This window comes from Pseudactinotalea sp. HY158, from assembly GCF_009660225.1.
GTDB lineage: Bacteria > Actinomycetota > Actinomycetes > Actinomycetales > Beutenbergiaceae > HY158.
Genome location: NZ_CP045920.1, coordinates 1,684,258 through 1,710,128, shown reverse-complemented (window position 1 = coordinate 1,710,128; position 25,871 = coordinate 1,684,258). Strand labels below are relative to the sequence as shown.

At 73.5% G+C, this 25,871-nt stretch carries 25 protein-coding genes and 1 riboswitch; of the genes, 3 read left to right on the top strand and 22 right to left on the bottom strand.

Translation table 11 applies throughout. The features are described 5' to 3' along the window. Positions 1–12 precede the first annotated feature (12 nt). The 9 genes from lnt to GCE65_RS07590 all read right to left on the bottom strand — a co-directional run bounded on the left by lnt (position 13) and on the right by GCE65_RS07590 (position 10,322). Positions 13–1,530: an apolipoprotein N-acyltransferase gene (gene lnt / locus GCE65_RS07630; protein ID WP_153877963.1), complete on the bottom strand. Its 1,518-nt coding sequence runs from the start codon at positions 1,528–1,530 to the stop codon at positions 13–15. Positions 1,531–1,811: 281 nt separating this feature from the next. Further along, positions 1,812–2,702, bottom strand: a complete 891-nt coding sequence (locus tag GCE65_RS07625; protein ID WP_153877962.1) for a hypothetical protein — start codon at positions 2,700–2,702, stop codon at positions 1,812–1,814. A 69-nt stretch (positions 2,703–2,771) separates the two neighbouring features. Then, entirely contained in the window at positions 2,772–5,585 is a 2,814-nt protein-coding gene (locus GCE65_RS07620; RefSeq protein ID WP_153877961.1) for an RNA helicase, read from the bottom strand. 4 nt (positions 5,586–5,589) lie between these two features. Next, complete coding sequence (locus tag GCE65_RS07615; protein WP_153877960.1) at positions 5,590–6,570, bottom strand: diacylglycerol kinase family protein; 981 nt, start codon at positions 6,568–6,570, stop codon at positions 5,590–5,592. Further along, positions 6,567–7,403, bottom strand: coding sequence for a twin-arginine translocase subunit TatC (tatC, locus tag GCE65_RS07610; RefSeq protein WP_152818125.1), 837 nt, complete (start codon positions 7,401–7,403; stop codon positions 6,567–6,569). The genes GCE65_RS07615 and tatC overlap by 4 nt, the downstream gene beginning before the upstream one ends. Positions 7,404–7,457: 54 nt before the next feature. Continuing rightward, positions 7,458–7,763: a twin-arginine translocase TatA/TatE family subunit gene (gene tatA / locus GCE65_RS07605; protein WP_152818126.1), complete on the bottom strand. Its 306-nt coding sequence runs from the start codon at positions 7,761–7,763 to the stop codon at positions 7,458–7,460. A 2-nt stretch (positions 7,764–7,765) separates the two neighbouring features. Beyond that, on the bottom strand, positions 7,766–8,155 hold the full coding sequence (locus GCE65_RS07600; RefSeq protein WP_152818127.1) for a hypothetical protein: 390 nt from the start codon (positions 8,153–8,155) through the stop codon (positions 7,766–7,768). Between the two features lie 92 nt (positions 8,156–8,247). After that, entirely contained in the window at positions 8,248–9,228 is a 981-nt protein-coding gene (locus GCE65_RS07595) for a YafY family protein (RefSeq protein WP_153877959.1), read from the bottom strand. Next, entirely contained in the window at positions 9,225–10,322 is a 1,098-nt protein-coding gene (locus tag GCE65_RS07590) for a YafY family protein (protein WP_153877958.1), read from the bottom strand. Before GCE65_RS07590 ends, GCE65_RS07595 begins: the two co-directional genes overlap by 4 nt. Before the next feature lie 147 nt (positions 10,323–10,469). On the opposite strand from GCE65_RS07590, the gene GCE65_RS07585 reads away from it, so the two are divergent. Together GCE65_RS07585 and GCE65_RS07580 are read left to right on the top strand one after the other, a co-directional pair. Beyond that, positions 10,470–11,552 (top strand): DUF3866 family protein, encoded by a 1,083-nt coding sequence (locus GCE65_RS07585; RefSeq protein ID WP_153877957.1) that lies wholly within the window; start codon positions 10,470–10,472, stop codon positions 11,550–11,552. After that, positions 11,545–11,871, top strand: a complete 327-nt coding sequence (locus GCE65_RS07580) for a co-chaperone GroES (RefSeq protein ID WP_255475302.1) — start codon at positions 11,545–11,547, stop codon at positions 11,869–11,871. The genes GCE65_RS07585 and GCE65_RS07580 overlap by 8 nt, the downstream gene beginning before the upstream one ends. A 24-nt stretch (positions 11,872–11,895) precedes the next feature. On the opposite strand, the gene GCE65_RS07575 is transcribed toward GCE65_RS07580, so the two are convergent. The 6 genes from GCE65_RS07575 to rpe form a co-directional block, all read right to left on the bottom strand. Then, complete coding sequence (locus GCE65_RS07575) at positions 11,896–12,342, bottom strand: PH domain-containing protein (protein ID WP_152818131.1); 447 nt, start codon at positions 12,340–12,342, stop codon at positions 11,896–11,898. A 3-nt stretch (positions 12,343–12,345) separates the two neighbouring features. Next, positions 12,346–13,188 carry an ATP phosphoribosyltransferase gene (gene hisG / locus GCE65_RS07570; RefSeq protein ID WP_152818132.1) on the bottom strand — a complete coding sequence of 281 codons (843 nt, stop codon included), beginning with the start codon at positions 13,186–13,188 and terminating at the stop codon, positions 12,346–12,348. 8 nt (positions 13,189–13,196) lie between these two features. Next, positions 13,197–13,460, bottom strand: a complete 264-nt coding sequence (locus GCE65_RS07565; protein ID WP_153877956.1) for a phosphoribosyl-ATP diphosphatase — start codon at positions 13,458–13,460, stop codon at positions 13,197–13,199. An 11-nt stretch (positions 13,461–13,471) separates the two neighbouring features. Further along, positions 13,472–14,527, bottom strand: a complete 1,056-nt coding sequence (locus GCE65_RS07560; RefSeq protein WP_153877955.1) for an ABC transporter substrate-binding protein — start codon at positions 14,525–14,527, stop codon at positions 13,472–13,474. Further along, entirely contained in the window at positions 14,521–15,255 is a 735-nt protein-coding gene (locus GCE65_RS07555; RefSeq protein ID WP_152818134.1) for an ABC transporter permease, read from the bottom strand. The genes GCE65_RS07560 and GCE65_RS07555 overlap by 7 nt, the downstream gene beginning before the upstream one ends. A gap of 82 nt (positions 15,256–15,337) precedes the next feature. Continuing rightward, positions 15,338–15,472: riboswitch (FMN riboswitch) on the bottom strand. Between the two features lie 39 nt (positions 15,473–15,511). Continuing rightward, entirely contained in the window at positions 15,512–16,183 is a 672-nt protein-coding gene (gene rpe / locus GCE65_RS07550; RefSeq protein ID WP_153877954.1) for a ribulose-phosphate 3-epimerase, read from the bottom strand. Between the two features lie 102 nt (positions 16,184–16,285). Here rpe and GCE65_RS07545 point away from each other — a divergent pair, with 102 nt between their 5' ends. Continuing rightward, entirely contained in the window at positions 16,286–17,080 is a 795-nt protein-coding gene (locus GCE65_RS07545; protein ID WP_228760165.1) for a GAF and ANTAR domain-containing protein, read from the top strand. A 16-nt stretch (positions 17,081–17,096) separates the two neighbouring features. On the opposite strand, the gene GCE65_RS07540 is transcribed toward GCE65_RS07545, so the two are convergent. From GCE65_RS07540 to metK, 7 genes are all read right to left on the bottom strand, one after another. Next, entirely contained in the window at positions 17,097–18,665 is a 1,569-nt protein-coding gene (locus GCE65_RS07540; RefSeq protein ID WP_153877953.1) for an RsmB/NOP family class I SAM-dependent RNA methyltransferase, read from the bottom strand. Positions 18,666–18,837: 172 nt separating this feature from the next. Then, on the bottom strand, positions 18,838–20,391 hold the full coding sequence (locus GCE65_RS07535) for an RsmB/NOP family class I SAM-dependent RNA methyltransferase (protein ID WP_153877952.1): 1,554 nt from the start codon (positions 20,389–20,391) through the stop codon (positions 18,838–18,840). Then, positions 20,388–21,362 carry a methionyl-tRNA formyltransferase gene (gene fmt, locus GCE65_RS07530; RefSeq protein ID WP_153877951.1) on the bottom strand — a complete coding sequence of 325 codons (975 nt, stop codon included), beginning with the start codon at positions 21,360–21,362 and terminating at the stop codon, positions 20,388–20,390. The genes GCE65_RS07535 and fmt overlap by 4 nt, the downstream gene beginning before the upstream one ends. A gap of 10 nt (positions 21,363–21,372) precedes the next feature. After that, positions 21,373–22,041 (bottom strand): HAD family phosphatase, encoded by a 669-nt coding sequence (locus tag GCE65_RS07525; protein ID WP_152818139.1) that lies wholly within the window; start codon positions 22,039–22,041, stop codon positions 21,373–21,375. 94 nt (positions 22,042–22,135) lie between these two features. Further along, positions 22,136–23,011, bottom strand: coding sequence for a hypothetical protein (locus GCE65_RS07520; RefSeq protein ID WP_153877950.1), 876 nt, complete (start codon positions 23,009–23,011; stop codon positions 22,136–22,138). A gap of 26 nt (positions 23,012–23,037) precedes the next feature. Continuing rightward, positions 23,038–24,516 carry a hypothetical protein gene (locus GCE65_RS07515; protein ID WP_153877949.1) on the bottom strand — a complete coding sequence of 493 codons (1,479 nt, stop codon included), beginning with the start codon at positions 24,514–24,516 and terminating at the stop codon, positions 23,038–23,040. Positions 24,517–24,600: 84 nt separating this feature from the next. Beyond that, a complete protein-coding gene (gene metK, locus GCE65_RS07510) occupies positions 24,601–25,809 on the bottom strand; it encodes a methionine adenosyltransferase (protein WP_153877948.1) in 1,209 nt (402 codons plus the stop codon). Positions 25,810–25,871: the final 62 nt, after the last annotated feature.

Below are 25,871 nucleotides of genomic sequence, written 5' to 3'. Positions count from 1 at the left end.
CCGTGCCTTTCCTCAGCGGTGACGGCGGTGGGAGACCACTCCCAGAGTGAACCCTATCCCGGTGAGCGCGAGCAGCAGGACGACGGGGGCGTCGCCCAGGCGGTCGGCGAGCGTGATCGAGGTGCGCAGCGGGAGGTCGGCCGCGAACTCCTCGGCCGTGTACAGCCCGGTCTGCTCCGAGACGGACCCGTCGGGCATGATCACCCCGGAGACGCCCACGGTGGAGATCTGAACGACCGCCCGGCCGTGCTCGACCGCCCGGAACCGGGACATCGCGAACTGCTGGGTCGATTCCGAGGTGTACCCGAACGTCGCATTATTCGTCGGCACGAGCAGGAACTCCGCGCCGGCGAGGGCGGCGTCGCGGGCCACCGAGTCGTAGGCGACCTCGAAGCAGATGATCGTTCCCACGTCGACCGAACGGTCCGCCAGCGGCACGGTCAGGTTCGCCACCTCCGTGCCCCGGGCCATGTCGACCTGGACCAGGTCGACCGCCGCGGAGAACTTCCGGGCGATCGAGCGCATCGGGATGTACTCGGCGAACGCCGCCGGGATCTGCTTGGCGTAGGCGTCCCCCGCCCCGGTGACCGGATCCCAGATGAGCATCTCGTTATAGCGGGCGTCGTCGGTGTAGCGCACCGTGCCCACCAGGATCGGGACCCCGGCGCTCGCTGCCGCCTCCTCGACGAGCGCGCGGGCCTGCCGGTTCGAGCGGGGGTCGCGGTCCGCGGCGTTCTCGGGCCACACGACGAGGTCGACCGGTCCGTGTTCGGCGATGAGCCGCTGCGTGCCGCGGACGTGGTTGGTGGTCACCTGGAGGGCCTCGCCGAACGCGTCCAGCCCGGGCTCGGCCACGTTCCCCTGCACGGCCCCGACTCGCAGGGTGCCGGCCTCTGCCCGGGTGTCGAGGCCGATGAGCAGCGGGGCCCCGAGCCCGAGCGCGAGGATGAGCACGGCCGCCGGCACCCGCACGAGATCGAACCGGCGGACCGCCTGCCAGCCGACCCCGGCGACGCCGCCGAGGAGGGCGACGACGAAGGACACGCCGATGGCGCCCACCACTCCGGCGAGTGCCAGGAGCGGGCCGTCCGTCTGGGAGAACGCGAGCCGCCCCCAGGGGAACCCGCCGAAGGGCCAGACCTGACGCACCTGTTCGGCGCTCGTCCAGGCGGCGGCGAAGGCGATCGCGGCGAGGAGGCCGCCCCGGCGCAGCCCGGGCATCCGCCGGATCCACACGTAACAGGCGCAGCCCGCCGCCATGATCAGGCTCTCCGCGACCGACAGCGCGATCCACGGTACGGGCCCGACCGCCTCGCGCGCCCACCACAGATGGGGCAGGAAGAAGCCGACGCCCCACGTGAAGCCGACCAGGACGGCCCACCGGGCCGAGTCCCGGCGCAGGGCCAGGAAGAGCATCGCCATCCCCACGAGGGCCAGCGGCCACAGATTCCGCTGCGGGAACGCCGCGTCCGTGAGCACTCCGGCGAGGGCCGCCGACACGAGGGTGGTGAGGCGGCGCGGAGTGTGCATATGCTCCAGGATACGGTGCCGTCGCGACGCATCGGACGCGGGGTGGCGCGGCGAGGATGGCCCGGCCGGTCCGCGCGTCCTTCGGTCCGTCACGGCGCTGCCGTGGACGTTTTCTATGGAACTCGCGGATCCGGCCGGCCCGTGCTTCGTTGACGAAGCCACGCCTCACGAAGATACCGACGACACCGGCTTCGCACAAACCCGTGTTCGTGCAGGTCAGCAACGTCTGCGCAGGTCAGGCGCCCACGATCGGCGCGGGTGACTTGGGCCCCGTCGGCGTGTCAGGCTGGACGGGGAAGGATCGACTCGTCCCACGCGACGACCTCGCCGCCGGCGAGGGTGAACGCGTGCACGGGGCGGACCTCGCCGGGGCCGAGCGCCGGGAGCAGCGGCGTGCCCGCGCGCGGATCGGTCGACCAGGACGCGACCCGCTCGTCCGGGGTCTGCACGGCGAGCGCCTCGACGGCCCAGCCGGCCACCGAGGCGGGAGAGCCGACGGCGATCGTGCCCCGCGGAATCGCGGCGGGCGGGCCGAGGCGCCAGACCTGACGACTGTGGGCGTTGAAGGCCGCCCGGGCTGTCAGCGGTGCGGGTCCGGTGCTCACGGCCGCCGTGATGGTCGACCACGGATCGTGCCAGTCCCGGCCGCCGCTTCCGAAGGCGACGAGCACCCCCTCGGCGACGAGGCGGGCGAGCGGGAGGGCGAATCCGCCGTCGGCTGCCGCGGTGACGACGACGGCGTGCGCGCGGACGATCGCCTCGACGTCGCCGTCGGTCAGGGTGAGTGATCCGGGCAGGTGCAGCCGCGGGGGCCCTCCGGCCACGGGGCCGGCGCTCGCTCGCTCGAGCGCGGCGCCGAGGGCTCCCGCCTCCCGCACGTGGACCGCGGCGATCTCGGTCACCTCGAGTCCCGGCGCGGCCAGGGTGGCCGGCGCCGCCACCTGTGCGGCGACGACTCCCGGGGGCACCGCGCCCTCCCCCGCGGGCGCCCACGCATCCGCGAAGGCCGGGGTCAGCAGCAGGCCGTCGAGGTCGACGACGGTCTCCGCCGCCAGCGTGTCGGCGGTGCTCTCCTGGCCGATCCAGGCGATCGTGCCCCGGTCGATGAGCACCGCGGTGGCGAATGGGTCGCCCACGGAGTGGATGGTGCCGTTGCGTAGCAGCAGAGTCATGCCCCCATTCTCACCCAGGAGGCATGCGCACCCGACGGCGGCCGCCGGTCCGTGTCGGGGCCGGCGGGCTCAGCCGAAGACGTCCTGGGCGACGACCCCGCGGCGCACGAGCCGGATGGCCGCCCGGGCCCGGTCGCGCTGCGCGGCGGTCGGGGCGGTGAGGGTGAGCTGGTCGAGCAGGTCGAGCACCTGCCGGGCCCAGCGGACGAAGTCGCCCGCGGCGAGGTCGGCGCCGCTGAGCACGCTGTCGAGTCCGTCGCCGGAGGCCCAGCGCAGCATCGGGAGGACGAGCCCGAGATCGAGCGGGTCCCCGGCCGTCAGGCCCGTGCCGCGTTCGAGCGCGGCGACGTCGTGGCTCACCGCGACGGTCCGCAGGAGCGCCCGGCCCAGCTGCCCCTCCCGCCCACCGGGGACGGGTGGAAACGGGGAGACCTCGTCCCCGCGGGCCTCGTACAGCACCCCGGCGACGACGGCCGCGAGTTCCGGGGCGTCCAGGTCCTGCCAGAATCGTCCGCGCAGGCTCTCGGCGACGATGAGGTCACGCTCGGAGTAGATCCGGCGCAGCCGCCGCCCCTGCTCGGTCACGGTCAGCCCGCCCCCGCCCGCCGGCTCCTCCTCGGCGCCGGAGTCGTCGAGGTATCCGAGCGCGAGGAGGACCTCGCACACGCGGTCGAAGTCCCGGGCGATCGAGCTCGTGCGGCCTTCGATCCGGCGCATGAGCTTGTCGTGTTCGACCTTGAGCCGGTGCCATCGCTGCGCCCACCGGGCGTGGTCCTCCCGTTCGGCGCAGCCGTGGCAGGGGTGGGCCCGCAGCGCCGCCCGGAGGCGGGCGAGGTCGTCGTCCGAGCCGGCCCTCGAGGGCAGCCGCTCGGGGCCGGGAGCGGCGTGGGCGAGGGCGCCGAGCGCGGCCCGCATGCTCGCGCCGAGATCCTTGCGGTCGTGTGGACGACGCGGGTTGAACTGCTTGGGGATGCGCACCTGGGCGATCGCGCGGGTGCCGTACGGGAGCTCGGCGCCACCGAGGCGGCGGACCCGGGACTCGTCCGTGAGCACGAGCACGCTCGGCCCGTCGAGGTCGGCGCGGTCGGGGCGTTCGAGCACGACCGCATGCCCGGACCGGCGCCCGCCGGGCAGCTGGATGACGTCGCCCCGGCGCAGCCCGGCGACCGCCTCCGCCACGGCCTCCCGCTGCTCCCGGGATCGGGAGCGGGAGAGCTCCTTCTCGCGTCGGCTGATGCGATCGCGCAGCTCGATGTACTCTCCGAAGTCGCCGAGGTGACACGACATCGCCTCGGCATAGCCCTCGAGGGCCTCGGTGTGCGCGCGCGCCTGCCGCGCCAGCCCGACCACGGCCCGGTCGGCCTGGAACTGGGCGAAGGAGGTCTCGAGGGTCTCTCGCGCCCGGGCCGCCCCCGTGGCGTCGATGAGGTTGACGGCCATGTTGTACGTGGGCCGGAAGGCGGACCGCAGCGGGTAGGTCCGTCGGGACGCGAGCCCGGCGATGCCCACCGGGTCCATCCCGGAGGAGTAGAGCACGACCGCGTGCCCCTCGACGTCGATCCCCCGCCGGCCGGCCCGGCCCGTGAGCTGGGTGTACTCCCCCGCCGTGATGTCCGCGTGGCGTTGGCCGTCCCACTTGTCGAGCTTCTCGAGCACGACGCTGCGCGCCGGCATGTTGATGCCGAGGGCGAGGGTCTCGGTGGCGAAGACGACCTTGATCAGCCCCGCCGTGAAGAGCGTCTCGACCGTCTCCTTGAAGACCGGCAGGAGGCCGGCGTGGTGGGAGGCGACGCCCGCGAGCAGGGCCTGTCGCCAGCTCCAGAATCCGAGCACCTCGAGATCCTCCCGCGGGAGGGCCGCGGTCCGCTCGGCGAGGATCTCCTCGATCCGGTCCTGCTCCGCCGGCGTCGTCAGCTGCACGCCCGAGGTGAGCAGTTGCAGCACCGCGGCGTCGCAGCCCGCACGGGAGAAGATGAAGACGATCGCGGGCAGGAGTCCGGCCCGGTCGAGGCGGTCCACGACGATCGAGCGGGGGGCGGGGCGCACCTGCCAGGGCCGGTGTCCGCCGCGCTGTCCCCGCCGGTGCCCTCCGCCGGAGCCCCGCCGGCCCGGGCCGCCGCCGCGGGAGCCCGGACGGGAGCTCTCCGCGTCCCGGATGGCCTCGACGAGATCCGGTGAGATCGGCGGGTTGACCCCCGGTGCGGTCGGGTCGACCTCGGAGGCGTACAGGTCGACGAGCCGGGGCCCGACCATCACGTGTTGCCACAGCGGCACGGGCCGGTGCTCGGAGACGATCACCGCCGTGTCGCCGCGGACCTCGGTGAGCCATTGCCCGAACTCCTCGGCGTTGGAGACCGTGGCCGAGAGGGAGACGAGCTGCACGTCGTCCGCGAGATGGAGGATGACCTCCTCCCAGACGGGCCCGCGGAACCGGTCCGCCAGGTAGTGCACCTCGTCCATGACGACGTAGCCGAGCCCGCGCAGCGCATCCGAGCCCGCGTAGAGCATGTTCCGCAGGACCTCGGTGGTCATCACCACGATCGGTGCCTGACCGTTGATCGACGTGTCCCCCGTGAGCAGGCCGACGTTCTCGGCCCCGTGCACGGCGGTGAGGTCGGCGAACTTCTGGTTGCTCAGCGCCTTGATCGGCGTCGTGTAGAACGCCTTGCGCCCCGTCGCCAGCGCCGCATGGACGGCGTACTCGCCCACCACGGTCTTGCCCGCGCCGGTCGGGGCCGCCACGAGCACGCCGCGGCCCTCGTCGATCGCCCGACAGCCCTCCCGCTGGAACTCGTCGAGGGCGAAGGAGTAGCCGAGCTCGAAGCGCTTCGACCGACTCGAGCGGGAGCGCGATGCAGCGTAGCGTTCTGCCGGGGAGGTCATGGTGTCAGCCTACGGCGCGCGGGTGCCCGCCTCTGCCGGGTCCCAGGAAGCGCACGGCGCCGGGCCGGATCGTGGCCTCGAGGGGCACGGCCCCCAGGGGTTCGCCGTCGGCGAAGGCCACCGGGACCGGGCTGGGATGGCCCTCGATCGCCTCGATCCGCACGTGCCGGGCCCGGAGGACCTCCACGGCGGGGTGATCGACGTGGGTGCCCCGGTACACCCGCGGGAACACGCGCAGGAGTTCGGCCCGGCCGATGTCGCGGGCGATGACGACGTCGATGAGCCCGTCGTCGAGGCGGGCGTCCGGGGCGATCGCCATGCCGCCGCCGAAGGTGCGACCGTTCGCCAGGGCGACGAGGGCGCCGTCGAACTCCCGGGTGGCGCCGTCGATCGTGAGCCGGTAGCCGTAGGGTCGGAACGTGCGCAGCTCCGCGAGCACCCCACGCACGTACCGTGCCCCGCCCCGGGGCCTGCGGTAGGAGTTGGCCCGGTCGTTCACGGCGGCGTCGAAGCCGGCCGAGACGATCGCCGCGGCCCAGTCGAGCCCGTCCGGCCGCGTCGAGACGCGCGCCGGGTGCGGCGCCGCGACGGTGGTCTCGATGGCGTCGATGCGCCGCGGCGGGCCGCTCAGGGCGGCGCCGATGAGGGCGATGCCCGCGGGCACGTCGTGGATCGGCAGCCCGAGGCTGCGGGCGAGATCGTTCCCGGAGCCGACGGCGATGAGACCGAGCGGGGTCGGCGTGCCGGCCACGGCGTTGAAGCCGAGGTGGGCCATCCCGTCCCCGCCGACGACCACGAGCGCGTCGTAGTCCGCCCGGGCGGAGTGCGCATGACGCAGCGCGTCGGTGGCGCTCTGCCCGGAGAGGTCGACGACCTCGTAGCCGCATCGCGCCAGTTCGGTCAGCACGGTGTGCCCGCCGGTGCGGCCGCGGCCGTGGCCGGCGACCGGATTGACGATCACACCCAACCGGTGCGATCGCCTCATCGGGACCGGTCTGTCACATCCGCCGGATTCGCCCCGATGGTCTCCGCAGGCTCCCCCGACCCTGCCGAACCCGCCGACTCGTCCTCGGCGGCCAGTTCGGCGTCGAGCGCGGCCCGGCGCTTCGCGATCCGCTTGTCCTGTCGCACGCTGAAGAAGACCGCGATGAAGTAGAGGGCGATGATCGGCGAGGCCATGATGAACATGGACACGACGTCGGTCGTCGGCGTCGCGATCGCGCAGAAGAGGAAGATCGCCAGGATCGCCCAGCGCCAGCCGCGCAGCCAGGTCCTCCCCTTGACGATGCCCATGGCCGAGAGCACGACCATGAACAGCGGCATGAGGAAGGCCGCCCCGAAGGCGAGCACGAACTGCATGACGAACTTGAGGTAGACGTTCGCGTCGATGAAGTTGACGACGCCCTCGGGGGTGAACTGCGTGAGGATCGCCACGGCCTTGGGCAGGACCAGCCAGGCCATCGTCGCACCGGCGAGGAACAGCGGCACCCCGGCCGCCACGACCGCGATCGTGCGGCGGCGTTCCTTCTTGGTCAGGCCCGGGGTGATGAAGGCCCACATCTGGTAGAGCCACCACGGGGCCGACACGAGCGTGCCGACGAAGAGGGAGATCCGGATCTTCAGGTCGAAGGACGAGGCGATCGCGGTGAAGTTCAGCTTGGCGACCAGGCCCCGGTCGTTCAGCTTGTCGAACGGCTCCTGCAGGATCGCGAAGACGAGGTCGAAGGCGAGCCACCCGATGACGGCGCCGACGACGAGGCCGATCGCGCCGAGCATGAAGCGCCGCCGCAGCTCCCGCAGATGGTCGCCCAGCGCCATCTTTCCTTCCGGATTTCCCTTGCGGGAGAGTCCGGGACGTTGGGCCACGGACGACTACCGGTTGGTGTCGGCGGGGGGCGTGCTCGGATGCGGCGCGGCCGGCGGCTGCTCGGGCTGTGCGGGGGCGGCCTGCGGCGACGGGGCGGACGCGGTTCCCTCGACCACGGGGGGCGTGGCCGCGGTCGAACCGGTGGTGCCCGTGTTCACGTTCGTGTCGTCCTTGAGCTCGCGGACCTCCTGCTTGAAGATCTTGAGGGACTTGCCCACGTTCCGGGTGATGTCGGGCAGCTTCGAGGCGCCGAAGAGCACGATGACGATCCCGATGAGGACGAGCCAGATGACTGGATTCTTCAGACCCATGACTATTCTCCGCCTTGTGTGGAAGGTGTGTGGTTCATTCTAGACCGCGGGTCCGGTCGCGCCGCGACCACGCGTTCCAATTGCCAGCGGGTGAGCGTCCGGCGGCGTCGTTCCTGCGTGCGCCGGCGGCGCCGCGCGCGGTTCTCCTCGATCCGGGCACGCAGCCGGATCCGCCGCTCCGGGCTCGCCGCCAGATCCGGGGTGAACGCGGGATCCGGGCCGCGTAGCTCGGTCAGCTCCTCGATCCGCTCCTCGAGCCGTTCGAGCACGATCGTCGTGTCCCGCAACTGGGCGAGGAAGCGTCGGACCTGCCGATAGAGCCGCAGGGCCAGCCACGTGGCACCGGCGAGCGTGGCGACGACGAGCACGCTCCAGACGATGACCCACTGCATCCGCACAGGTTAACCCAGCGATGAGCACGCGTTCCACCGCGGATGAACGGGGCACGCATCTGCGGCCCAACCGTGACCTGACCGATGGGCCCCTATGGGAGCTGTTCGCCGGCCGCGTCGGGGCGCTCGAACGCGGCGTAGGCCTCGAGTGCGGCCCGCGCCGAGCCCGCCACGTCCCGCGCCACGGGCCCTGGGCCGACGCCCAGGAGCAGCGGGCCGAGTTCGAGACACAGCCGCCGGAGCCAGCGGGGGTCGGTCACGCCGAGGTGGAGGGTGAAGGAGCCGTCGTCGTGGTCGTCGACCCGGGTGTGCGGCACCTGATCGGCCACCCAGCGCGCCCGGCCGGCCAGTCGCAGGGCGACCTGGTCGCCGGCGGCCCCCGGTCCGCGCCGCCCGGCATGCCCAGCATGTCCGGCGTGCCGAGCGCGCGGGACCGGCAGGGCCGAGGCCGAGAGGATTCGGTCGAGCCGGAACTGCCGGGGCGCGCGGGCCCGGTGGCACCAGGCGTCGAGGTACCAGTGCTGCCCGTCGGTCAGGAGCGTGAGGGGGTCGACGTCCCGCTCGGTCTCCTCGTCGGCGCCGGAGAGGTAGCGCAGCCGCACTCGCCGGTCGGCGGAGATCGCCGTGGCCAGCAGGCCGCGATGCTCGGCGGGCTCGGGGCCGTCGATGCGGACCGCCTCGGTCAGCCGCGCGGCGTCGCCCGCGGCCTCGCGCAGCTTGACGGAGGTGGAGGCCACGAGCGCGTTCTCCCCGATGACGGCGGCCAGCGACTGCAGGGCCACGAGGAGCGCGACGGCCTCCGCCGGATCGAGTCGGAGCGGGGTGGACATCGACTGGTCGTCCGTGAGCGTGAGCACGCCGTGGTCGTACTCGTCGGCCGCGAAGTCGATGAGGTCGCCGTGCAGGTAGCCGGGGGCGCCGCTGACCCACAGCGTGTTCACGTCCTCGAGCACCTGCTGCTCGCGCACGCCGAAGTGTTCGGCGACCCGGGCCACGGGCACGCCCGGGTTCTCCTCGAGGTAGGCGATGAGCGCCAGCAGGCGGGCCAGCCGGTCGGGGGCGTGATCCGTCATGACGCGCTCCCCTCGGCCGGCGCCTCGCCCGCCTGTTCCGCCAGGCCCGCGACCGCCCGGAGCCGCGCGAGCACGGCTGCCCGCAGGTCGGCGGGGGCGAGGACGACGACGGCGTCCCCGTAGCCGGCGAGTTCGCCCGCGAATGTCTCCGGGTCCGCGACCTCGATCTCGAGGACGTCCCGCTCCTCGCCGGCGCCGTCCCGCTCGCCCGCCCGCCCGCCGAGTCGTCCGGTCACGCGCCCGGCGGCGCGCAGGCGGCCGGCCCGATCGGTACGGACGGCGAGCTCCGCCGTCACGAGAGCAGACCGAGCAGACCGAGCAGACCGAGTAGGCCCTGTGGACCCTGGAGACCCGCCGGATTCCGCCGGGTCCACCTCCGCGGGGGGAATCTCGATCGGCGCGCCCTCGGCGAGGCGGGTCACGGCCCCCTCGATCCGGGAGAGCCGGAAGGTTCGCCGGTCCCGCCGGTCACGGTCCCACCCCACGAGGTACCAGCCGCGTTCGCGGGCGACGATGCGCCACGGCTCGACCCGTCGCCCACTCGTGCGTCCGGTGCGGGCGGCGTGGTAGGAGAACGCGACCGCGACCCGGTCGGTGATCGCCCCGAGCAGGTCGGCCAGGGACTCCTGCGGCGCCGACAGCACCGCCGCGCCGGCGAGCCATGGAGACGGACCCGGGCCCGTCTCCCCGGCCTCCTGGGGGCTGCGGGCGCGCAGCTTCGTGAGCGCGCGCCGCGCCGATCGCGCCACCTGGGAGTCCTGCCAGGCCTCGGCCGCCAGCGAGAGCACGCCGAGCTCGGCCGTGGTGAGCCGCACCCGCGGCAGCTCGTAGTCGTCCATGTCGATCCGGTAGCCCACCTCGTCCTCGTGGACGACGCTCGTGAGGGTGAGCAGCGGAACGCCCAGCCTGCGCAGGGTCTCCTTGTCGCGGTCGAACTTGCGCTCGAAGGCCTCCTGCGCACGACCGCCGCCCTCGCCGGAGCCCTCGTAGCCGCGCACCCGCCGACGGATCTGCTCCTTGGTCATCATCGGGCGCGCCTGCGTCAGGGCGATCACGAGGTCGAGGAGGCGTTCGTGGGCGGGGACTGCCGTCATTCCTCGGTCCCCGGACGGCCCGGCGTTCTCATGGGAGTCAGCCTAGCCGCACCGGCGCATCGGACGGATCGGGCCGGCGGGAGACGCTCGGGCCGGATCGGGCCGGATCGCAGCATGGGACGGGGCGGGCACGGTACGTTGCGAGGCATGATGATCTGGCGAGAGGCGACGGTCCGGGCCGAGGACGAGGGCTGGCCCGGGGTGCAGCAGCTGCGGGCCGAACTCGGTGACGGCACGCCGGTGCGCGCGCTCGCCTACACGGATCTCGTGGGGGTGGCCCGCGTGGGCGAGCGGGTGCTGCTGTCCGCGGCGGCGCTCGCCAAGGGGCTGGGAACGGGGGGCTTCGCGTTCGTCGTGGCGATCCCCGACCGACTCCCGGCCGACCCGCCGCCGGCCCCGGGTCACATCGTCAAGGCCCGCTATACCCCGATGCAGACGGTCCGGCTCGGCGTCGACGAGCAGGAGTCCCCCCATCACGAGGTGCTCGCCACCGCCGACGACCTCGGCGGCCTGCCCGTGATCACGGCCGATCTCCACTCGGCACTCCCCGCGATCGCGGCGGGCGTGCGGGCCCGCGCCCCTCGGGCACGGATCGCCTACGTCATGACCGACGGCGGCGCCCTGCCGGCCGCGTTCTCCCGGACGATCAGCGCCCTGCGGGAGGCCGCGTGGATCGCCTCGGTCATCACGGTCGGGCAGGCCTACGGGGGCGACCTCGAGGCCGTGAACGTCCACACCGGGCTGCTCGCCGCCCGGCACGTGGCCGGCGCCGATCTCGCCATCGTGGCCCAGGGGCCGGGAAACCTCGGCACCGGCACCCGGTGGGGCTTCTCCGGCACGCACGCGGGCGATGTCCTCAACGCCGCCGCGGTCCTCGGCGGCCGACCGATCGGGAGCCTGCGGGTCTCGGGCGCCGACCCACGCGAGCGGCATCGGGGCATCTCCCACCACTCCCTCACCGCGTACGGGCGCGTGGCGCTCGCCCCGGCGACGATCGTCGTGCCCGACCTGCCGGGCGGGCTCGGTGACCTCGTGCACCGGCAGGCGGGCACCCTCCCGGGCCGGCACACCCTCGTGACCGAGCCCGTCACGGGCCTCGACGAGGCGCTCGCCACCTCGCCCGTACGGCTGAGCACGATGGGCCGCGGCCACGACCAGGATCCCGCCCCGTTCCTCGCCGCCGCGGCGGCGGGGCGGTACGCGGCGACTAGGCTGGGTGACCGTGGCTGATCTCACCAGTGGCACCCTGCCGATCATGATGCTGCACGACCGCGTGATCGTGCGACCGGACGCGGATTCCGAGCGCCGCAGCGCCGGCGGGATCCTCATCCCCGCGACGGCCGAGATGGCGTCCCGGCTGGTCTGGGCGGAGGTGCTGGGAACGGGGCCCGAGGTGCGTCACGTGACCACCGGCGACCACGTGCTCTTCGCGCCGGAGAACCGACACGAGGTGGAGATCCAGGGCCACAGCTACGTCATCCTGCGTGAGAAGGACCTGCACGCCGTGGCCGCAGAACGGGTCGAGGTCTCCACGGGCCTGTACCTCTAGTCCGCACGGCTTCGGACCCGGCCCTCACGGATTCGGATCGGTCCCCTCCCGGTCCTGCACCCAGCCGGCAAGCCGCCGCGCCTGCTCGTGCCCGTAGGCGCCGTCGGCGGACTGGATCGCCATGACCGGCCACGTCGTGCCGTCGTCCAGGTCGAGCTGGGCCCACGGCCGGTCCGGACCGAACCGCACCGAGACGATCGACTCCCACGGGAGGAGCCGCCGCCGCACGAGGTTGCGCACGTAGAGACCCTGCGCGGTGGCACGGGCCACGACGAGCGCCTGCAGCAGCAGGAACACGGCGGCCCCGAGTGCGAGGGCGATGATCCACAGCGCGAACATCGACTGCAGCAGGCCGTCGAGCGCGAGCATGACCATGAGGGTGGCGGCCCCGCCGAGCGTGAGTACCACGAGCCCGCCGGCGACCCACCGGGTGGCCCGGGGGCGGAGCGGCGAGGCCGTGGTCTCGGACATCGGTCAGAGGCGACAGGCTTCGATCGAGGTGACCAGGATCGCCCGGGCACCCAGGTCGTAGAGCCGGTCCATGGTCCGGTGCGCCTGCTCCGCGTCGACCATCGCCCGCACGGCCATCCAGCCATCGGAATGGAGCGGGGAGACGGTGGGCGATTCGAGCCCCGGCGTGATCGAGACCGCCACGTCGACGAGGTCCTCGGGCACGTCGTAGTCCATCATCACGTACTGCCGGGCGACCTGGACGGACTTGATGCGCCGGTCGAGGATCTCCATGCCCGCCCGCGGCTCGCCGGTGGGTCGGATGAGCACGGCCTCGGACTCGAGGATCTTCTCCCCGAAGACCTCGAGTCCGGCGGCCCGCAGGGTCGCACCGGTCTCGACCACGTCGGCCACGAGGTCGGCCACGCCCAGGTGCACGGTCGACTCGATCGCGCCGTCGAGCCGCACGACCGTGGCCTCGACGTCGTGGTCGCGCAGGTAGTCGCGCACGACCCCCGCATAGGAGGTGGCCACGCGCTTGCCCCGGATGTCGCCGAGCGAGGCCATCGTCCCCACCGGTGCGGCGAACCGGAACGTGGAGCGCGCGAAGCCGAGGCGGCGATGCTCGACCGCCTCGACCCCGGAGTCGAGCATGAGGTCGCGGCCGGTGATCCCGGCGTCGACCGTGCCGGCGCCGACGTACACCGCGATGTCGCGCGGGCGCAGGTAGAAGAACTCGACCTCGTTCTCCGGGTCGATGAGCACGAGCTCCCGGCCCTCGCCGCGCTGGCGGTAGCCCGCCTCCCGGAGCAGGTCGGAGGTGGGGCCGGCGAGGGCGCCCTTATTCGGTACAGCGATCCGCAACATTCGTTCCTCTAAAGGTGCTTGTAGACGTCGTCGAGAGTGAGGCCCTTGGCCACCATGAGCACCTGGAGGTGGTAGAGCAGCTGCGAGACCTCCAGGGCCGTGTCGTCATCGGTCTCGTATTCGGCGGCCATCCACACCTCGGCCGCCTCCTCGACGATCTTCTTGCCGATGCCGTGCACCCCGGCGTCCAGCTGTGCCACCGTGCCCGAGCCCTCGGGTCGGGTGCGTGCCTTGTGTGTCAGCTCTGCGAACAGTTCCTCGAAGGTCTTCACGACGGCCCAGCCTACTGGTTCGCGGCGATCTCGTCGGTCACGGCCTCACCGGGCGAGACGGCGCCCTCGAGCAGCCCCTGGGCGGACATGAAGTCGGCCATCCCCTGCCAGCGCCCGACCTCGGGCGTGCCCCAGGCCGCCGCGTCGACGTCCCCGTAGAGCGGGATCGTCGCCTCGATGCTCCGCCGCATCGCCTCCTCCTGGTCCGGGGTGATCGTGCCGGGGATGTGCTCCCGGGCCGCGTCGATCGCCACCTGGGGATCGGCGACGATGTCCTGGACGGCCCGGTGCACCGCCGTGAGGATTCCGGCGAGGGCGGCCGGCTCGGAGTCGATCATCGCGCCGGCCGCGCCCATCCCCACCCCCACGAGCGGCACGGGATCCTGGTCGAGGACCCGCACGGCCAGCCCCGCGGAACGGAACTTGGGCACGTCGTTGTTGACGAATCCGACCACGGCATCGACCCGGCCGGCGCTCAGGGCGGTCTGCTGGGTGAAGCCGATCTCCGCGATCGTCACATCGTGCTCGGTCAGCCCGGCCTGTTCGAGGGCGGCGAGCAGCCCGAACCAGCTCTGCCCGTAGCGACCGGGGATCCCGATGCTCGCGCCCCGCAGGTCGGCCAGCGTGTGGATCGGCGAGTCCGCCGGGACGACGAGGCGCACGGGGTAGTCCTGGTAGACGGTGGCGAAGTCGACCACGTCGACGCCCTGGGAACGGGCCTGCAGGATCTCGTCGCCGGCGGAGACGACGACCTGCTCGACCCCCGCGGCGAGGGCCCCGAAGAGATCCTCGTCCTGGCCGTGATGACGCAGGGTGACCTCGACCCCGGCGTCGGTGAAGTAGCCGGCCTCCTCGGCGACGTACCACGGCGCGAACTGGATGTTCGGCACGTACGTGAGTCCGATCGTCACCGGCGTGTCCGCTCCCCCTCCCCCCTGCCCCGGCGGGGAGCCGGCACCCGAGGCGCCATCGGCCGCTCCCCCACCTCCCGCACCACAGGCGGCGAGCGCGAGCGCTCCCAGGGTGAGCAGCGTCGTCCCCACGATCGAACGGCGGATCGTTACCATTCCAGCTTCCTCTCCAGTAGGCGCACCAGCCCGAACAGGGCGATGGCCGCGAGCACGAGCGCGCCGAGGACCGCCATGAGGCCGGCGGTGTCACCGCGATCGCGGTACACCGCCAGCAGCTGCCCGAGCCCCTGGCCACCCATGACGAACTCCCCGACCACCGCTCCGGTGACCGAGAGCACGAACCCGTTGCGGACCCCGGCGAGGATCGCCGGAAGCGCGAGGGGGAACTCGATCCAGGTGAGCAGCATGACCTGGCCGGCGCCGTCGACGCGGGCGGCGCCGATGATGTCGGGATCGAGCCGGGTGAAGCCGAGCACCGTGTTGATGGTGATCGGGAAGAACACCATGAGGGTGCACAGCAGGGCTGTGGGCAGGGCGCCGTAGCCGACCCAGACGACCAGCAGCGGCGCGAGGGCCACCGCGGGGATCGCCTGGGATGCGGCCAGATAGGGCCCGATGGCGGCCGAGACGACCGGGATGTGGGCGATGAGATAGCCCAGCGGAAACGCGATGGCGACACCGAAGACGCAGCCCAGGACGCTCACGCCCAGGGTGACGACGGCGTGGCCGAGGAGGCCCCCTGCGGTCAGCTCCAGCCAGAGACGGGAGACCACCGCACCGGGGCCCGGCAGCACCTGCGGGCCGGCGACCGGCGCGAGGAGCGACCACAGCAGCACGCCGACGGCGCCCAACACCAGGGGCGCGACCAGCCGGCGGGTGAGCATCGCGTCCACCTTCCCGGACGTATCGTCCGGGGCAGGCGACGCCACGCGCGTTCGCCTGGAGACGGCGCATGTCGGATGCGCCGCGTGCTTCCTCCCATCCGGACTCTCACCGTCGGTCCCGGAATTCCACCAGGTCAACCGTTCGCCCGATGATGCTGGGCGCGCGGGTCGCGGACTGTCACCGCCGGCTCGGAATTTCACCGACCCCGGAGCACGTCAAACTCGGGGCCGAGTATATCGCCTCGTGCCCGCCGGGTCAGGCCGCGGGGGTGCGCTCTGCCTGCGCCAGCCGGCGCAGGGCCTCGATCTCGGCGTTCGGGTCGGCGGCCGAATACACCGCGGAGCCGGCCACGAACATGTCCGCGCCGGCGCGGGCGGCGGCGCCGATGGTCGCGCGGGAGACGCCGCCGTCGACCTGGACCCAGATGTCGCGGCCCGTCGCGTCCACCGCCGCCCGGGTGCGGGCGATCTTGCCGAGCGTGCCCTCGATGAAGGACTGGCCGCCGAAGCCGGGTTCGACGGTCATGAGCAGCACCATGTCGAACTCCGGCAGCAGGTCGACGTAGGCGGCGATGTCGGTGGCGGGTTTGAGCGCGATGCCGGCCCGGGCGCCGGCGGCCCGCAGCTCCCGGGCGAGGCGCACGGGCGCGGCCGAGGCCTCGGCGTGGAATGTGACCGAGGCCGCACCCGCCCGCGCGTACTCGGGTGCCCAGGTGTCGGGATCGGCGATCATCAGGTGCACGTCCGCCGGCAGCGTGATCCGCTGAAGCAGGCGTTCCACCACGGGCAGCCCGAACGTGAGGTTCGGCACGAAGTGGCTGTCCATCACGTCGAGATGGACGAAGTCGGCGTTGCCGATGCGGGCCACCTCCCCGGCCAGGTCGGCGAGGTCGGAGTTGAGCACGCTCGGAGAGATTCGGATCGTCACCGGACCCACAGTAGCCGGGCCCGCCAGGCCGGGGGCCGAGCCGGCGGCGCGGGCGAGCGATAGGCTCGTCGCCCAGATCGACCGCGCCCGCTGAGGCGACCGGTGAGCCGGCTCGGCGTCGACGGGGAGGAGGCCGCGGGAATGATGAGAGAACGGACGTTGGCCGGTGCGGTGAGCGAGCTCGCCGACCTGCTGGTCGGCGACTATGACGTCGCCGACCTCCTCGACCTCCTCGTGGCGAAGATCGTGCTGCTGGTCGACGTCGCCGAGGCCGCGCTGCTGCTGCCGGACCAGCACGGTTCGTTGCAGGTGATGGCGTCCTCCGATGAGCGGGCGGGACTGGTGGAGTTGTACCAGGCGCAGGCCGGCGAGGGCCCCTGCCGCGATTGCCACCGGACCGGCGAGATGGTGCGGGTCGCGGATCTGAACGAGGCGACGAGCCGCTGGCCGCGGTTCGCGAGGCTGGCGCTCGAGCAGGGATACGCGGCGGTGCACGCGATCCCGCTGCGATCGCGCGACGAGGTCATCGGCGCCGTGACCCTGTTCGGCACGACCCCCGGCGACCTGCCCATCGAAGCGCTGAGCCTCGCGCGAGCGCTCGCGGACGTGGCCACCATCGGGATCGTCCACGCCCGTGCCGGCGGCCGCCGTGATGTCCTGGTCGCGCAGCTCGAGCACGCGCTGCACAGCCGCATCGTCATCGAACAGGCCAAGGGCGTCCTCGCCGAGCGGGATCGGACCACCGTGGACGAGGCCTTCCGGGCCCTCCGCGATTTCGCTCGCCGGAACGGGTACCGGCTGACCGACGTGGCGCGCGAGGTCGCCGAACGCCGACTGCCGCCGGAGCGCATCGTCGAAGGCCGGACGGGGCCCGGGCGCGTCGGTGGGGAACCCTGAACGTCGGCCGCTCGAATCAGGTGCGGCGCAGGAGGGCGAGGAACACCGCGTCGGTGCCGTGCCGGTGGGGCCACAGCTGCACGTACGGGCCCTGCTGATCCGCGAGTTCGGTCACGGCGACCCGGTCGAGCACCTCGACCGCGTCGACGACGGCGACCGGCGTACCGGCCGCGGCGGCCCGTTTGATCACGTCCGACACGACGAAGCGCGTCTCGGCCACGTGGGGTGAACAGGTCAGGTAGCCGATCATCCCGCCCACGCGCGTGGCCGCGATCGCCGACAGTGTCAGCTCCCGCTGAAGTGCGGCCAACCTCGCCAGGTCCGCCGTGCTGCGACGCCACTTGGCCTCGGGGTGTCGGCGCAGCGCGCCCAGGCCCGTGCACGGCGCGTCGACGAGCACGCGATCGTAGGCCGCGGGCTCGTGCCCCCCGACGAGCCGGCCGTCCCCGGTGCGCACCGTCACGTCGATCGAGCCCGGAATCGCCCTGAGAGCCGCGCGCACCTGATCGCTGCGCTGCTGGAACAGCTCATTCGCAACGAGCCGGCGGGTGCGCCGGCGCCGGTCCTGCCCATGGCCCGCCTCGGCCTCCCCCGGCTCGGGGACCTCCTCGTGAAGCGGGCTACCGGTGCGGGCCGCGAGCCACGACGCGAGCAGCGCCGCCGTGCCTCCCGGGCCGGCGCACAGGTCGAGCCAGGTCCGATCCGGTCCCGTGATCGGGGCCGTCGCGAACGCCAGCGTGAGCAACTGGGAGCCCTCGTCCTGCACGCCGACCAGGCCCTCCTTGACCATGGTCAACGCACCGGGATCCCCGGCCTGAAGGACCCGTGCCGTTGGGGCGTACCGGCCCCGGGTCGTCTGCGGCAGATCCACCAGGTCCACGAGCCCGGGGCGCACTGCGAGCGTGATCGGCGCGGGCGCGTTGTTCGCCTCGAGCAGCGCGGTCAGCTCCTCCGTCGCCGCGCCGAGCCCCTGACGGAAGGCTCGCACGATCCACTGCGGATGGGAGTGGATCCGGCCCAACCGTTCGTCCTCGGAGGCCGCAGCCGCCTCGATCCGCTCCAGCCAGGCGTCCAGATCCCGCTCGGCCACCCGTCGCAACACCGCCGCGACCGACTGCGACCGGACCTGGCCGAGCTCCGCATGCGCCAACGCCACCGTCTCCGAGACGGCGGCGCCCGCAGGAACCTGCATCGCCAGCAGCTGGTGACAGCCGAGGCGCAGCACGTCCAGCACCTCGTCATCGGGTTCGCCGAGCCGCCCCGCGGCCGCGATCGCGATGATCCGGTCGTACCGGCCCCGCAGCCGCAGGGTCCCATACGTCAACTCCGTGGTCCAGGCGGCGTCTCCGCCGTACACACCGTGACGGCGCATGAGCGCCGGCAGCACCCACTCGGTGAACGACTCGCCGTGCACGACCGCCCGCAACGCGGCATACGCCGTGGTGCGGGCCGGATCGACCGCCCAGGCATGCTCCGCGGCGCGCCGGCGGGACCGAATGAGGCCCACGGCGGACGCCACCCCGGTCGCCCGGCGGACACCCGTCACGTCGACGGCCCCGGTCTTCGAGAACTCCTGTGTTGACATTCAGCCACCTACCCGACATCGCGCACGAGGGCCATCGAGGTGGCCCTGATGGAATTCAAGTCGAGGGTCGGGGTCTGGGACCGTCTGCACGCAGCCTATCCACATCGTGCCCGGAACGCGAACGACGGCGCCGTCACGCGTGCTCGTGCGGGCCGGCGGGTTTCGCCGGCGTTCAGACCCTGCGCAGGATCGCCAGGAACATCGCGTCGGTGCCGTGCCGGTGGGGCCACAGCTGCACGTACGGGCCCTGCTGATCGGGCAGCGGGGTCAGGGCGACCTGGGCGAGTGCCGCGGCGGCGTCCACGACCTCGACCGGCATCCCGAGCTTGGCGGCCCGCTTGATCACGTCGGCGATCACGAAGGTGGTCTCGGCGACATGCGGCGAACAGGTGACGTAGCCGACGACGCCGCCGATCCGGGTCGCCTCGATCGCGGAGATGACCAGCTCCCGCTGCACCCCCGCCAGGGAGGCGAGATCGGCGGTGCTGCGGCGCCAGCGCGCCTCCGGACGGCGGCGCAGCGCGCCCAGGCCGGTACAGGGGGCGTCGACGAGCACCCGGTCGTAGGTCTGCGGCTCGTACTCCCCGACCATCCGCCCGTCCCCCGTGCGCACCTCGACGTCGATCGAGTCGGGGATGGCCCGCAGTGAGGCGCGCACCAGGTCGGCCCGATGGTGGAAGAGCTCGTTCGCGACGAGGCGGCGGGTCCGGGGGCGGTGGTCCTGCCCGTGGGGGTGGTCCGCGGGATCGGACGGGGCGGGGCCGCCCGTGCGTGCCCCGAGCCAGGAGGCGAGCAGCGCGGCCTTGCCCCCCGGGCCGGCGCACAGGTCGAGCCAGGTCCGGTCGGGTCCCTCGATCGGCGTGGTCGCGAGGGCCAGGGTGACGAGCTGGGAGCCCTCGTCCTGGACCCCGACGAGCCCCTCGCGTACGACGCTCAGGGCACCCGGGTCTCCCCCGCGCAGGACCCGGGCGGTCGGCGCGTACCGTCCCCGGGTGGTCTCGGGCAGGTCGGTCTTCGTGGTGAGGCCGGGCCGGATCACCAGGGTGACCTCGGCGGGGCTGTTGTTCGCCTCGAGGGCCTCGACCAGTTCCTCCCCGGTGCCGTCGAGCGCCTGCCGCAGCGACCGCACGATCCACTGCGGGTGGGAGTGGAGGCGCGCGAGCCGCTCGTCCTCGCCGGTGGACCGGTCCGCGAGCTCGGTGAGCCAGTCGTCGAGCCCGCGTTCGCTCACCCGCCGCAGCACCGCGTTGACCAGTTGGGCTCGGCCGGCCCCGAGCACGGTCCGCGCCAGCGCGACCGTCTCGGAGACCGCGGCGTGGGACGGCACCCGCATCGCGAGGAGCTGATGACAGCCGAGCCGGAGCACATCGAGGAGGTCGTCGTCCAGCTTGCGGATGTCGCGGTCCGCGGCGATCGCGATGATCGGATCGTAGCGGCCGTGCAGCCGCAGCGTGCCGTAGGTCAACTCGGTCGTGAAGGCCGCATCGCGCCCATAGACCCCGCGCCGGTGCATGAGCGGCGGCAGCACGAGGTTGGCGTAGGAATCACTCTCCGCAACGGCGCGCAGCACCTCGTAGGCGAGCAGGCGCGCCGGGTCGGCCGTTCGGCTCCGCTCCCGTGGCCGCTGCCCACTCCGCGTCGCCGCGGGGGCGCGGCCGCCACGGCGGCGCGGCGGCCGGCCGGCGCGGGAGTCCCGGAAGTCGCCGCTGTGCTCACCCTGGCTCATTCATCCACCTCGAATCCGATGTCGTGTCGTGCCCCGCGCGCCCAGTCCGACGCCGCCATCCACGGCTTGCCGGGGGGCGCGATCCGTGTGAGCCGGACGGGCACGGAGCCGGTGCCGACGATGACGCCGGATTCGTCGATGCCGACCCGCCCCGGCGCGAGGGAGGGGACGGCCGTGCTGCCCGTGCCGGTCGTCGCATTCGTCGCGCTCGTCGCGGAAGCGACCGGTTCGACCGGGCCGAGCTTGTAGCGACCCCGGTCGTCCCGGGTCCACGCGCCCGGCGCCGGGGTGAGACCGCGGATGCGGCGATCGATCGCCGCCGCGGGGTGGCGCCAGTCGATCCGCCCGTCCGCGCTCGTCAGGGTGGGGGCCAGGGAGACCCCCTCGGCGGGCTGCGGGATCGGGTCCGCCGTGCCCGCCGCGACGGCATCGAGGGTGGCCCGCAGGAGCGCGGGTCCGGCGTGGGCGAGCCGGTCGAGCAGGTCGCCGGCCGTGTCCCGGGGGCGGATCCGCTCGGTCATCGTGGCGAAGACCGGCCCGGTGTCGAGGCCGGCCTCGATCCGGAAGGTCGAGGCGCCGGAGATCTCGTCGCCCGCCATGACGGCGTACTGCACGGGCGCGGCGCCCCGCCACGCCGGCAACAGGGAGAAGTGCAGGTTGATCCAGCCGTGGACGGGCAGACTGAGCGCCGGCTCCCGCAGGAGGGCGCCGTAGGCCACGACCGCGGCGCAGTCGAGGTCCAGCTCCCGCAGCCGCGTGAGCGCCGGCTCCTCGTGCGGCCGGGTCGCGGTGATCACCTCGAGTCCCGCGGCCGTTGCGGCCTCGTGCACGGGGCTCGGGCGCAGGGTGCGTCGCCGCCCCGCGGGCGCGGGTGGGCGGGTGAGGACGGCGACGACCTCGTGTTCGGATTCCAGCAGCGCGCCCAGCGCCGGCACGGCCACGGCGGGGGTGCCCGCGAACAACAGACGCATGCGGGACAGTCTAGGCAGTGCGGGGCGGGGCGTCGGACGGGCCGCGCCCGCGATCGACCGGGAGGCCGAGGTCGGCGAGGCGCCGGCGCAGGTCGGCGGTCGAGCGGAAGTGGATGCCGCGCAGACCGGCGGCCTCGGCGGCCTCGACATTCGGCAGCGAGTCGTCGACGAAGACGGTCTCGGCCGGCCGCAGCCCGAACCGGTCGATGAGCAGCGAGAAGATCGCCGGATCGGGCTTGGCCACCCCCTCTCGGCCGGAGACCAGGATGTCCTCGAGAAGGCCGAGGGCGGGCGCCGCCTCCCGGGCGTGGTGGAACGTCTCGGCGGACCAGTTGGTCAGCCCGAGCAGCCGGATCCCCGCCGCGTGGAGTTCGGCCACGAGCTCGGCGGACCCGGGGATCGGCCCCGTGAGCGAGTCGGCGAAGGCGTCCCAGTACTGGCGCAGCGGCAGGGCGTGCGCGGGCCACGTGGCGCGCACCTGGGCATGGGCGTCCTCGAACGGGCGCCCCGCGTCGAGGCTGTGATTGAGCGCACGGAAGTTGATCGTCTCGGTGAACTCGCTGATCTGCTCGGGGCTCATCGTGCGCGACCACACCCGGTTCGGATCCCAGCCGATGAGCACCTGGCCCAGATCGTAGACGACGGTGCTCACCGCTCCCGTTCCGCTCGCCTTGCTCATCGCGTCCCTCTCGCTCGTCGGTGCCGCATCCTCGCTGGTGCTCCGAGGTGCTCGCCGGTGATCAGGTGTCCTCGGAATTCTCGGTGTCCGGCTCCTACACTACGTCCGGGTCGACCCGCACATGCACGGGTGCCCCGTCCTTGCGGGCGCTGCGGACGGCCTGGGCCGCGACGACCGCGGCGCTCAGCTCGGCGCCGCGGGAACGCTCGATCCGCAGCAGCAGCCGCAGCCGCGGCTCGTGGGCGGCGACGAGGCCGTCCCCCGGCCCGGGATCGGGCCCGCCGCCCGCGATCGGGACGGGCCCGAGTTCGATGGCCCCACGCGGGAGGCGGCAATGGCGCCGGAAGGATCGCAGGTCGCTCGCCGTGCCGGTCACCGCGATCATCCGGGTGGCGGGCGGGAATCCCAGCTCGGTGCGCTCGGCGAGTTCACGGGCTGCGAATCCCGCCGGATCCCATCGCACGAGGGCCTGAACGACCGCGGGGGCACCCTGCCCGAGCACCATGACCGTGCCGTCGGGGCGCACGAGCGCGGCCGCGCGCAGCCAGCGTCGCAGCGCCTCCACGCCGGCGCCGAGCTCCGGCCGGTTCGTCAGCAGGGCGGCGTCGAGGCAGATCGCGGCCCGGTAGCCGCCGGCGGCCACGGGCTCGGCGCCCGGAGTGGCGATGACCAGCCGGGCGCGCCCGTCGACGGCCGCCACCATGCCCGCCGTCCGCCCCGAGACGACCACGGGGGTCCCGGGGAACGCGCGCCCGAGTTCCTCCGCCGTGCGGTCGCTGCCGACCTGACTCGCGCGGTACCGGGTGCCGTGACAGTGGGGGCAACGCCAGCCTCCGGCCCCCGGGTCACCGCCGGCACCGCCGGCACCGTCGTCATCGGTGCGGGTGTCGTCTCCGGTGCGCGCGGGGTCACCGGCCGGATCGTCGTCGCCGGTGCCGGCGAGGCGGGCGCACCAGCGGCAGCGCAGCATCCCGGACTCCGCCGCGGGGCGCCCGTCTACACGAGCACCGGGAGCACTAGGAGCACCGGGAGCACCGGCCGGGTCGCGCCCGTCGACGGCGAGCGGGCCGGAGCAGCGCGAACAGCGCGCCGGTTCCCGGCAGTGCGCGCAGGTGAGGAGCGGGATGTAGCCGGCGCGCGGCACCTGCACGAGCACGGGCCCGTGCTCGAGGGCGCGGCGGGCCACCTCCCAGGCGGGGCGGGGAAAGCGGGCCCGGCCGGCCGGCCCTCGCGCTGCAGGTCGAATTCGTCCGGGGCGACGATCCGGGCCGTGCCGGCCCGCAGCACCGCCCGGGGCGCCGCGAGCTCCCGCGCCCACCCGGAGTGCACGAGCTCCTGCGCCTCGACGCTGCGGGCATAGCCACCGAACAGCGCGGCCGCGCCGGAGTGCTCGGCGCGGCGGGTGAGGATCGTCCGCGCGTGCGGGTAGGGAGCGCGCGGGTCGGAGTAGGCGTCGTGGCCGTCGTCCCAGCACACGACGAGGCCGAGGTCGGCCAGCGGCGCGAAGGCGGCGGAGCGGGTGCCGAGCACGATGCGGACCCGGCCGGTCAGGGCGAGGAGAAAGCTGCGATAGCGGGCGGCCGGCCCGGCCTCGGCGGTCAGGGTGACGTGGTCGAGCTCCCAGTCCGAGAGCGCGGCGGCGAGCTGGTCGACCTCGGTGGCGGTGGGCACGAGCAGGAGCGCCGATCGGCCGCCGGTGACCGTGGCGGCCGCGGCCGCGGCGACGGACTCGGCCCAGGCGGGGCCCGTCGGGGTGTCCCGGTCGGCCTGGTCGGCCCGGTCGGCCTGAGTGGCCGGGGGCACAGAGCGTGGCCACGGCACGGCGCACCAGGCGGCACGCGGGGCGTCGCCGGCGACGAGCCGCCGGATGAGGGCGCCGCCCCCGCCATAGGTGGACCAGGCGGCGTCCGCACGCGCGAGCCGCGCCGACCTGAGCTCGGCGCCGGCGTGGCCGAGGAGATCCTCGGGATCCCCGGCGGGTCGGGGGTGGACGGGCTCGACCGGTCGAGCGGATTCCGGCTCGGCGGCCGGCGCGGATTCCGGCCGTTCGGCCCGCACGCTCTTCTCGGTGCGGGCGTGCCGGGGCGGGATGGCGAGCCGGAGCACGTCGCCGAGGGTGCCGGCGTAGTGGGCGGCGATCTCCCGGGCCACGGCGAGCACGTCGGGGGTGAGTACCGGCAGGGGTGAGACGACGCGCCGCAGCGGTGCGGTGGTCTGCGCCGTCGTGGGTCCGACGGCGAGCACGAGGCCGTCGCGGTCCTTCCCGGCGAATCGGACCCGGACCCGGATCCCCGCCCGGACGTCGCCGGCCAGCGCGGGCGGTATCCCGTAGTCGAAGGTGCGGTCGAGGTGTGGCACCGGGGTGTCGACGAGCACGGCCGCGCTCCCGACGAACTCGGCGGGAGCGCGGCCGGGGAGGATCGCGCCGGGGTCGAGCAGGCTCGGCTGGGAGCCGCTCGTCTCCGGCACCGCCATCCTCCTCACCTCCTCGTCAACGCGCGTCCACGTCGCCGGCTCCCCCGACCATCCCGGGTGTCCCGACTTCCCCGGCGGTCTCGGCTATCCGACGGCCGTCTGCAGGTCGTGCACACGATCGGTCCGCTCCCACGTGAACTGCGGCAGTTCGCGCCCGAAGTGGCCGTAGTTGGAGGTCGTGGCGTAGATCGGCCGGAGCAGGTCGAGATCGCGGATGATGGCCGCGGGCCGCAGGTCGAAGACCTCGGCGACGGCCTGCTCGATCCGTTCGACGGGCACGGTCTGCGTGCCGAAGGTCTCGACGTACAGCGAGATCGGGTGGGCGATGCCGATCGCGTAGGAGACCTGCACCTCGCAGCGGCGCGCGAGGCCCGCCGCCACGACGTTCTTCGCCACCCAGCGCAGGGCGTAGGACGCGGACCGGTCCACCTTCGAGGGGTCCTTGCCGGAGAAGGCCCCGCCGCCGTGCCGGGACATGCCCCCGTAGGTGTCGACGATGATCTTGCGGCCGGTCAGGCCGGCGTCGCCCATCGGCCCGCCGACGACGAAGCTGCCGGTCGGGTTGACGTGGATGTCGAGGCCGGAGACGTCGAGGTCGGTTCGGGCGGTGAAGGTCTCGAGCACCGGGGTGAGCACGTGCTCGGTCAAGGCCTCCCGCAGCGAGGCGACGACCGCGGGGTCGTCGTCGTGCTGGGAGGACATGACCAGCGAGGTGACGGCGACGGGCCGGTCGCCCTCGTAGCGCACGCTCACCTGGGTCTTGCCGTCGGGTCGCAGCCCGCCGACCTCGCCGCTCTTGCGCACGGCGGTGAGCCGTTCGGCCAGCCGGTGCGAGAGCAGGATCGGCAGCGGCATGAGCTCGGGGGTCTCGGAGCACGCATAGCCGAACATGAGGCCCTGATCGCCGGCCCCCTGCAGGTCGAGGGCGTCCTCGGCGGCCTCGCCCTCCTGCCGTGCCTCGAGGCTGCGGTCGACGCCCCGGGCGATGTCCGGGGACTGTTGCCCGATCGAGAGCGAGATTCCGCAGGAGTCGCCGTCGAAGCCGATCTCGGAGGAGGTGTAGCCGATCGAGTTGATCGTGGCCCGCACGAGCGCCGGGATCTCGATATAGGCCCTCGTGTTGATCTCGCCGACGATGTGCACGAGGCCGGTCGTGGCGACCGTCTCGATCGCCACCCGGGATCGGGGATCCTCGGCCAGCAGCGCATCCAACAGGGTGTCGGAGATGAGGTCGCAGACCTTGTCGGGATGGCCCTCGGTCACTGATTCGGAAGTGAACACTCGATTCGTCACAACAAGGGAGACTATCCCCTCGCTCCGACGGCGACCGCCGACGGCCCGTCGGCGTTCAACCG

Coding starts and splice junctions, on each gene's coding strand:
- GCE65_RS07520 (WP_153877950.1), bottom strand. CDS start 23,011: ATGCTGCGCTGCCGCTGGTGCGCCCGCCTCGCCGGCACCGGCGACGAC.
- GCE65_RS07595 (WP_153877959.1), bottom strand. CDS start 9,228: ATGACGGATCACGCCCCCGACCGGCTGGCCCGCCTGCTGGCGCTCATC.
- GCE65_RS07585 (WP_153877957.1), top strand. CDS start 10,470: ATGATGATCTGGCGAGAGGCGACGGTCCGGGCCGAGGACGAGGGCTGG.
- hisG (WP_152818132.1), bottom strand. CDS start 13,188: ATGTTGCGGATCGCTGTACCGAATAAGGGCGCCCTCGCCGGCCCCACC.
- GCE65_RS07525 (WP_152818139.1), bottom strand. CDS start 22,041: ATGAGCAAGGCGAGCGGAACGGGAGCGGTGAGCACCGTCGTCTACGAT.
- GCE65_RS07625 (WP_153877962.1), bottom strand. CDS start 2,702: ATGACTCTGCTGCTACGCAACGGCACCATCCACTCCGTGGGCGACCCA.
- fmt (WP_153877951.1), bottom strand. CDS start 21,362: ATGCGTCTGTTGTTCGCGGGCACCCCCGCCGTGGCCGTGCCGGCGCTG.
- GCE65_RS07515 (WP_153877949.1), bottom strand. CDS start 24,516: ATGGCGGTGCCGGAGACGAGCGGCTCCCAGCCGAGCCTGCTCGACCCC.
- GCE65_RS07620 (WP_153877961.1), bottom strand. CDS start 5,585: ATGACCTCCCCGGCAGAACGCTACGCTGCATCGCGCTCCCGCTCGAGT.
- GCE65_RS07615 (WP_153877960.1), bottom strand. CDS start 6,570: ATGAGGCGATCGCACCGGTTGGGTGTGATCGTCAATCCGGTCGCCGGC.
- GCE65_RS07540 (WP_153877953.1), bottom strand. CDS start 18,665: ATGTCAACACAGGAGTTCTCGAAGACCGGGGCCGTCGACGTGACGGGT.
- GCE65_RS07590 (WP_153877958.1), bottom strand. CDS start 10,322: ATGACGGCAGTCCCCGCCCACGAACGCCTCCTCGACCTCGTGATCGCC.
- GCE65_RS07535 (WP_153877952.1), bottom strand. CDS start 20,391: ATGAGCCAGGGTGAGCACAGCGGCGACTTCCGGGACTCCCGCGCCGGC.
- tatA (WP_152818126.1), bottom strand. CDS start 7,763: ATGGGTCTGAAGAATCCAGTCATCTGGCTCGTCCTCATCGGGATCGTC.
- GCE65_RS07555 (WP_152818134.1), bottom strand. CDS start 15,255: ATGCTCACCCGCCGGCTGGTCGCGCCCCTGGTGTTGGGCGCCGTCGGC.
- GCE65_RS07600 (WP_152818127.1), bottom strand. CDS start 8,155: ATGCAGTGGGTCATCGTCTGGAGCGTGCTCGTCGTCGCCACGCTCGCC.
- tatC (WP_152818125.1), bottom strand. CDS start 7,403: ATGGCGCTGGGCGACCATCTGCGGGAGCTGCGGCGGCGCTTCATGCTC.
- GCE65_RS07575 (WP_152818131.1), bottom strand. CDS start 12,342: ATGTCCGAGACCACGGCCTCGCCGCTCCGCCCCCGGGCCACCCGGTGG.
- GCE65_RS07560 (WP_153877955.1), bottom strand. CDS start 14,527: ATGGTAACGATCCGCCGTTCGATCGTGGGGACGACGCTGCTCACCCTG.
- lnt (WP_153877963.1), bottom strand. CDS start 1,530: ATGCACACTCCGCGCCGCCTCACCACCCTCGTGTCGGCGGCCCTCGCC.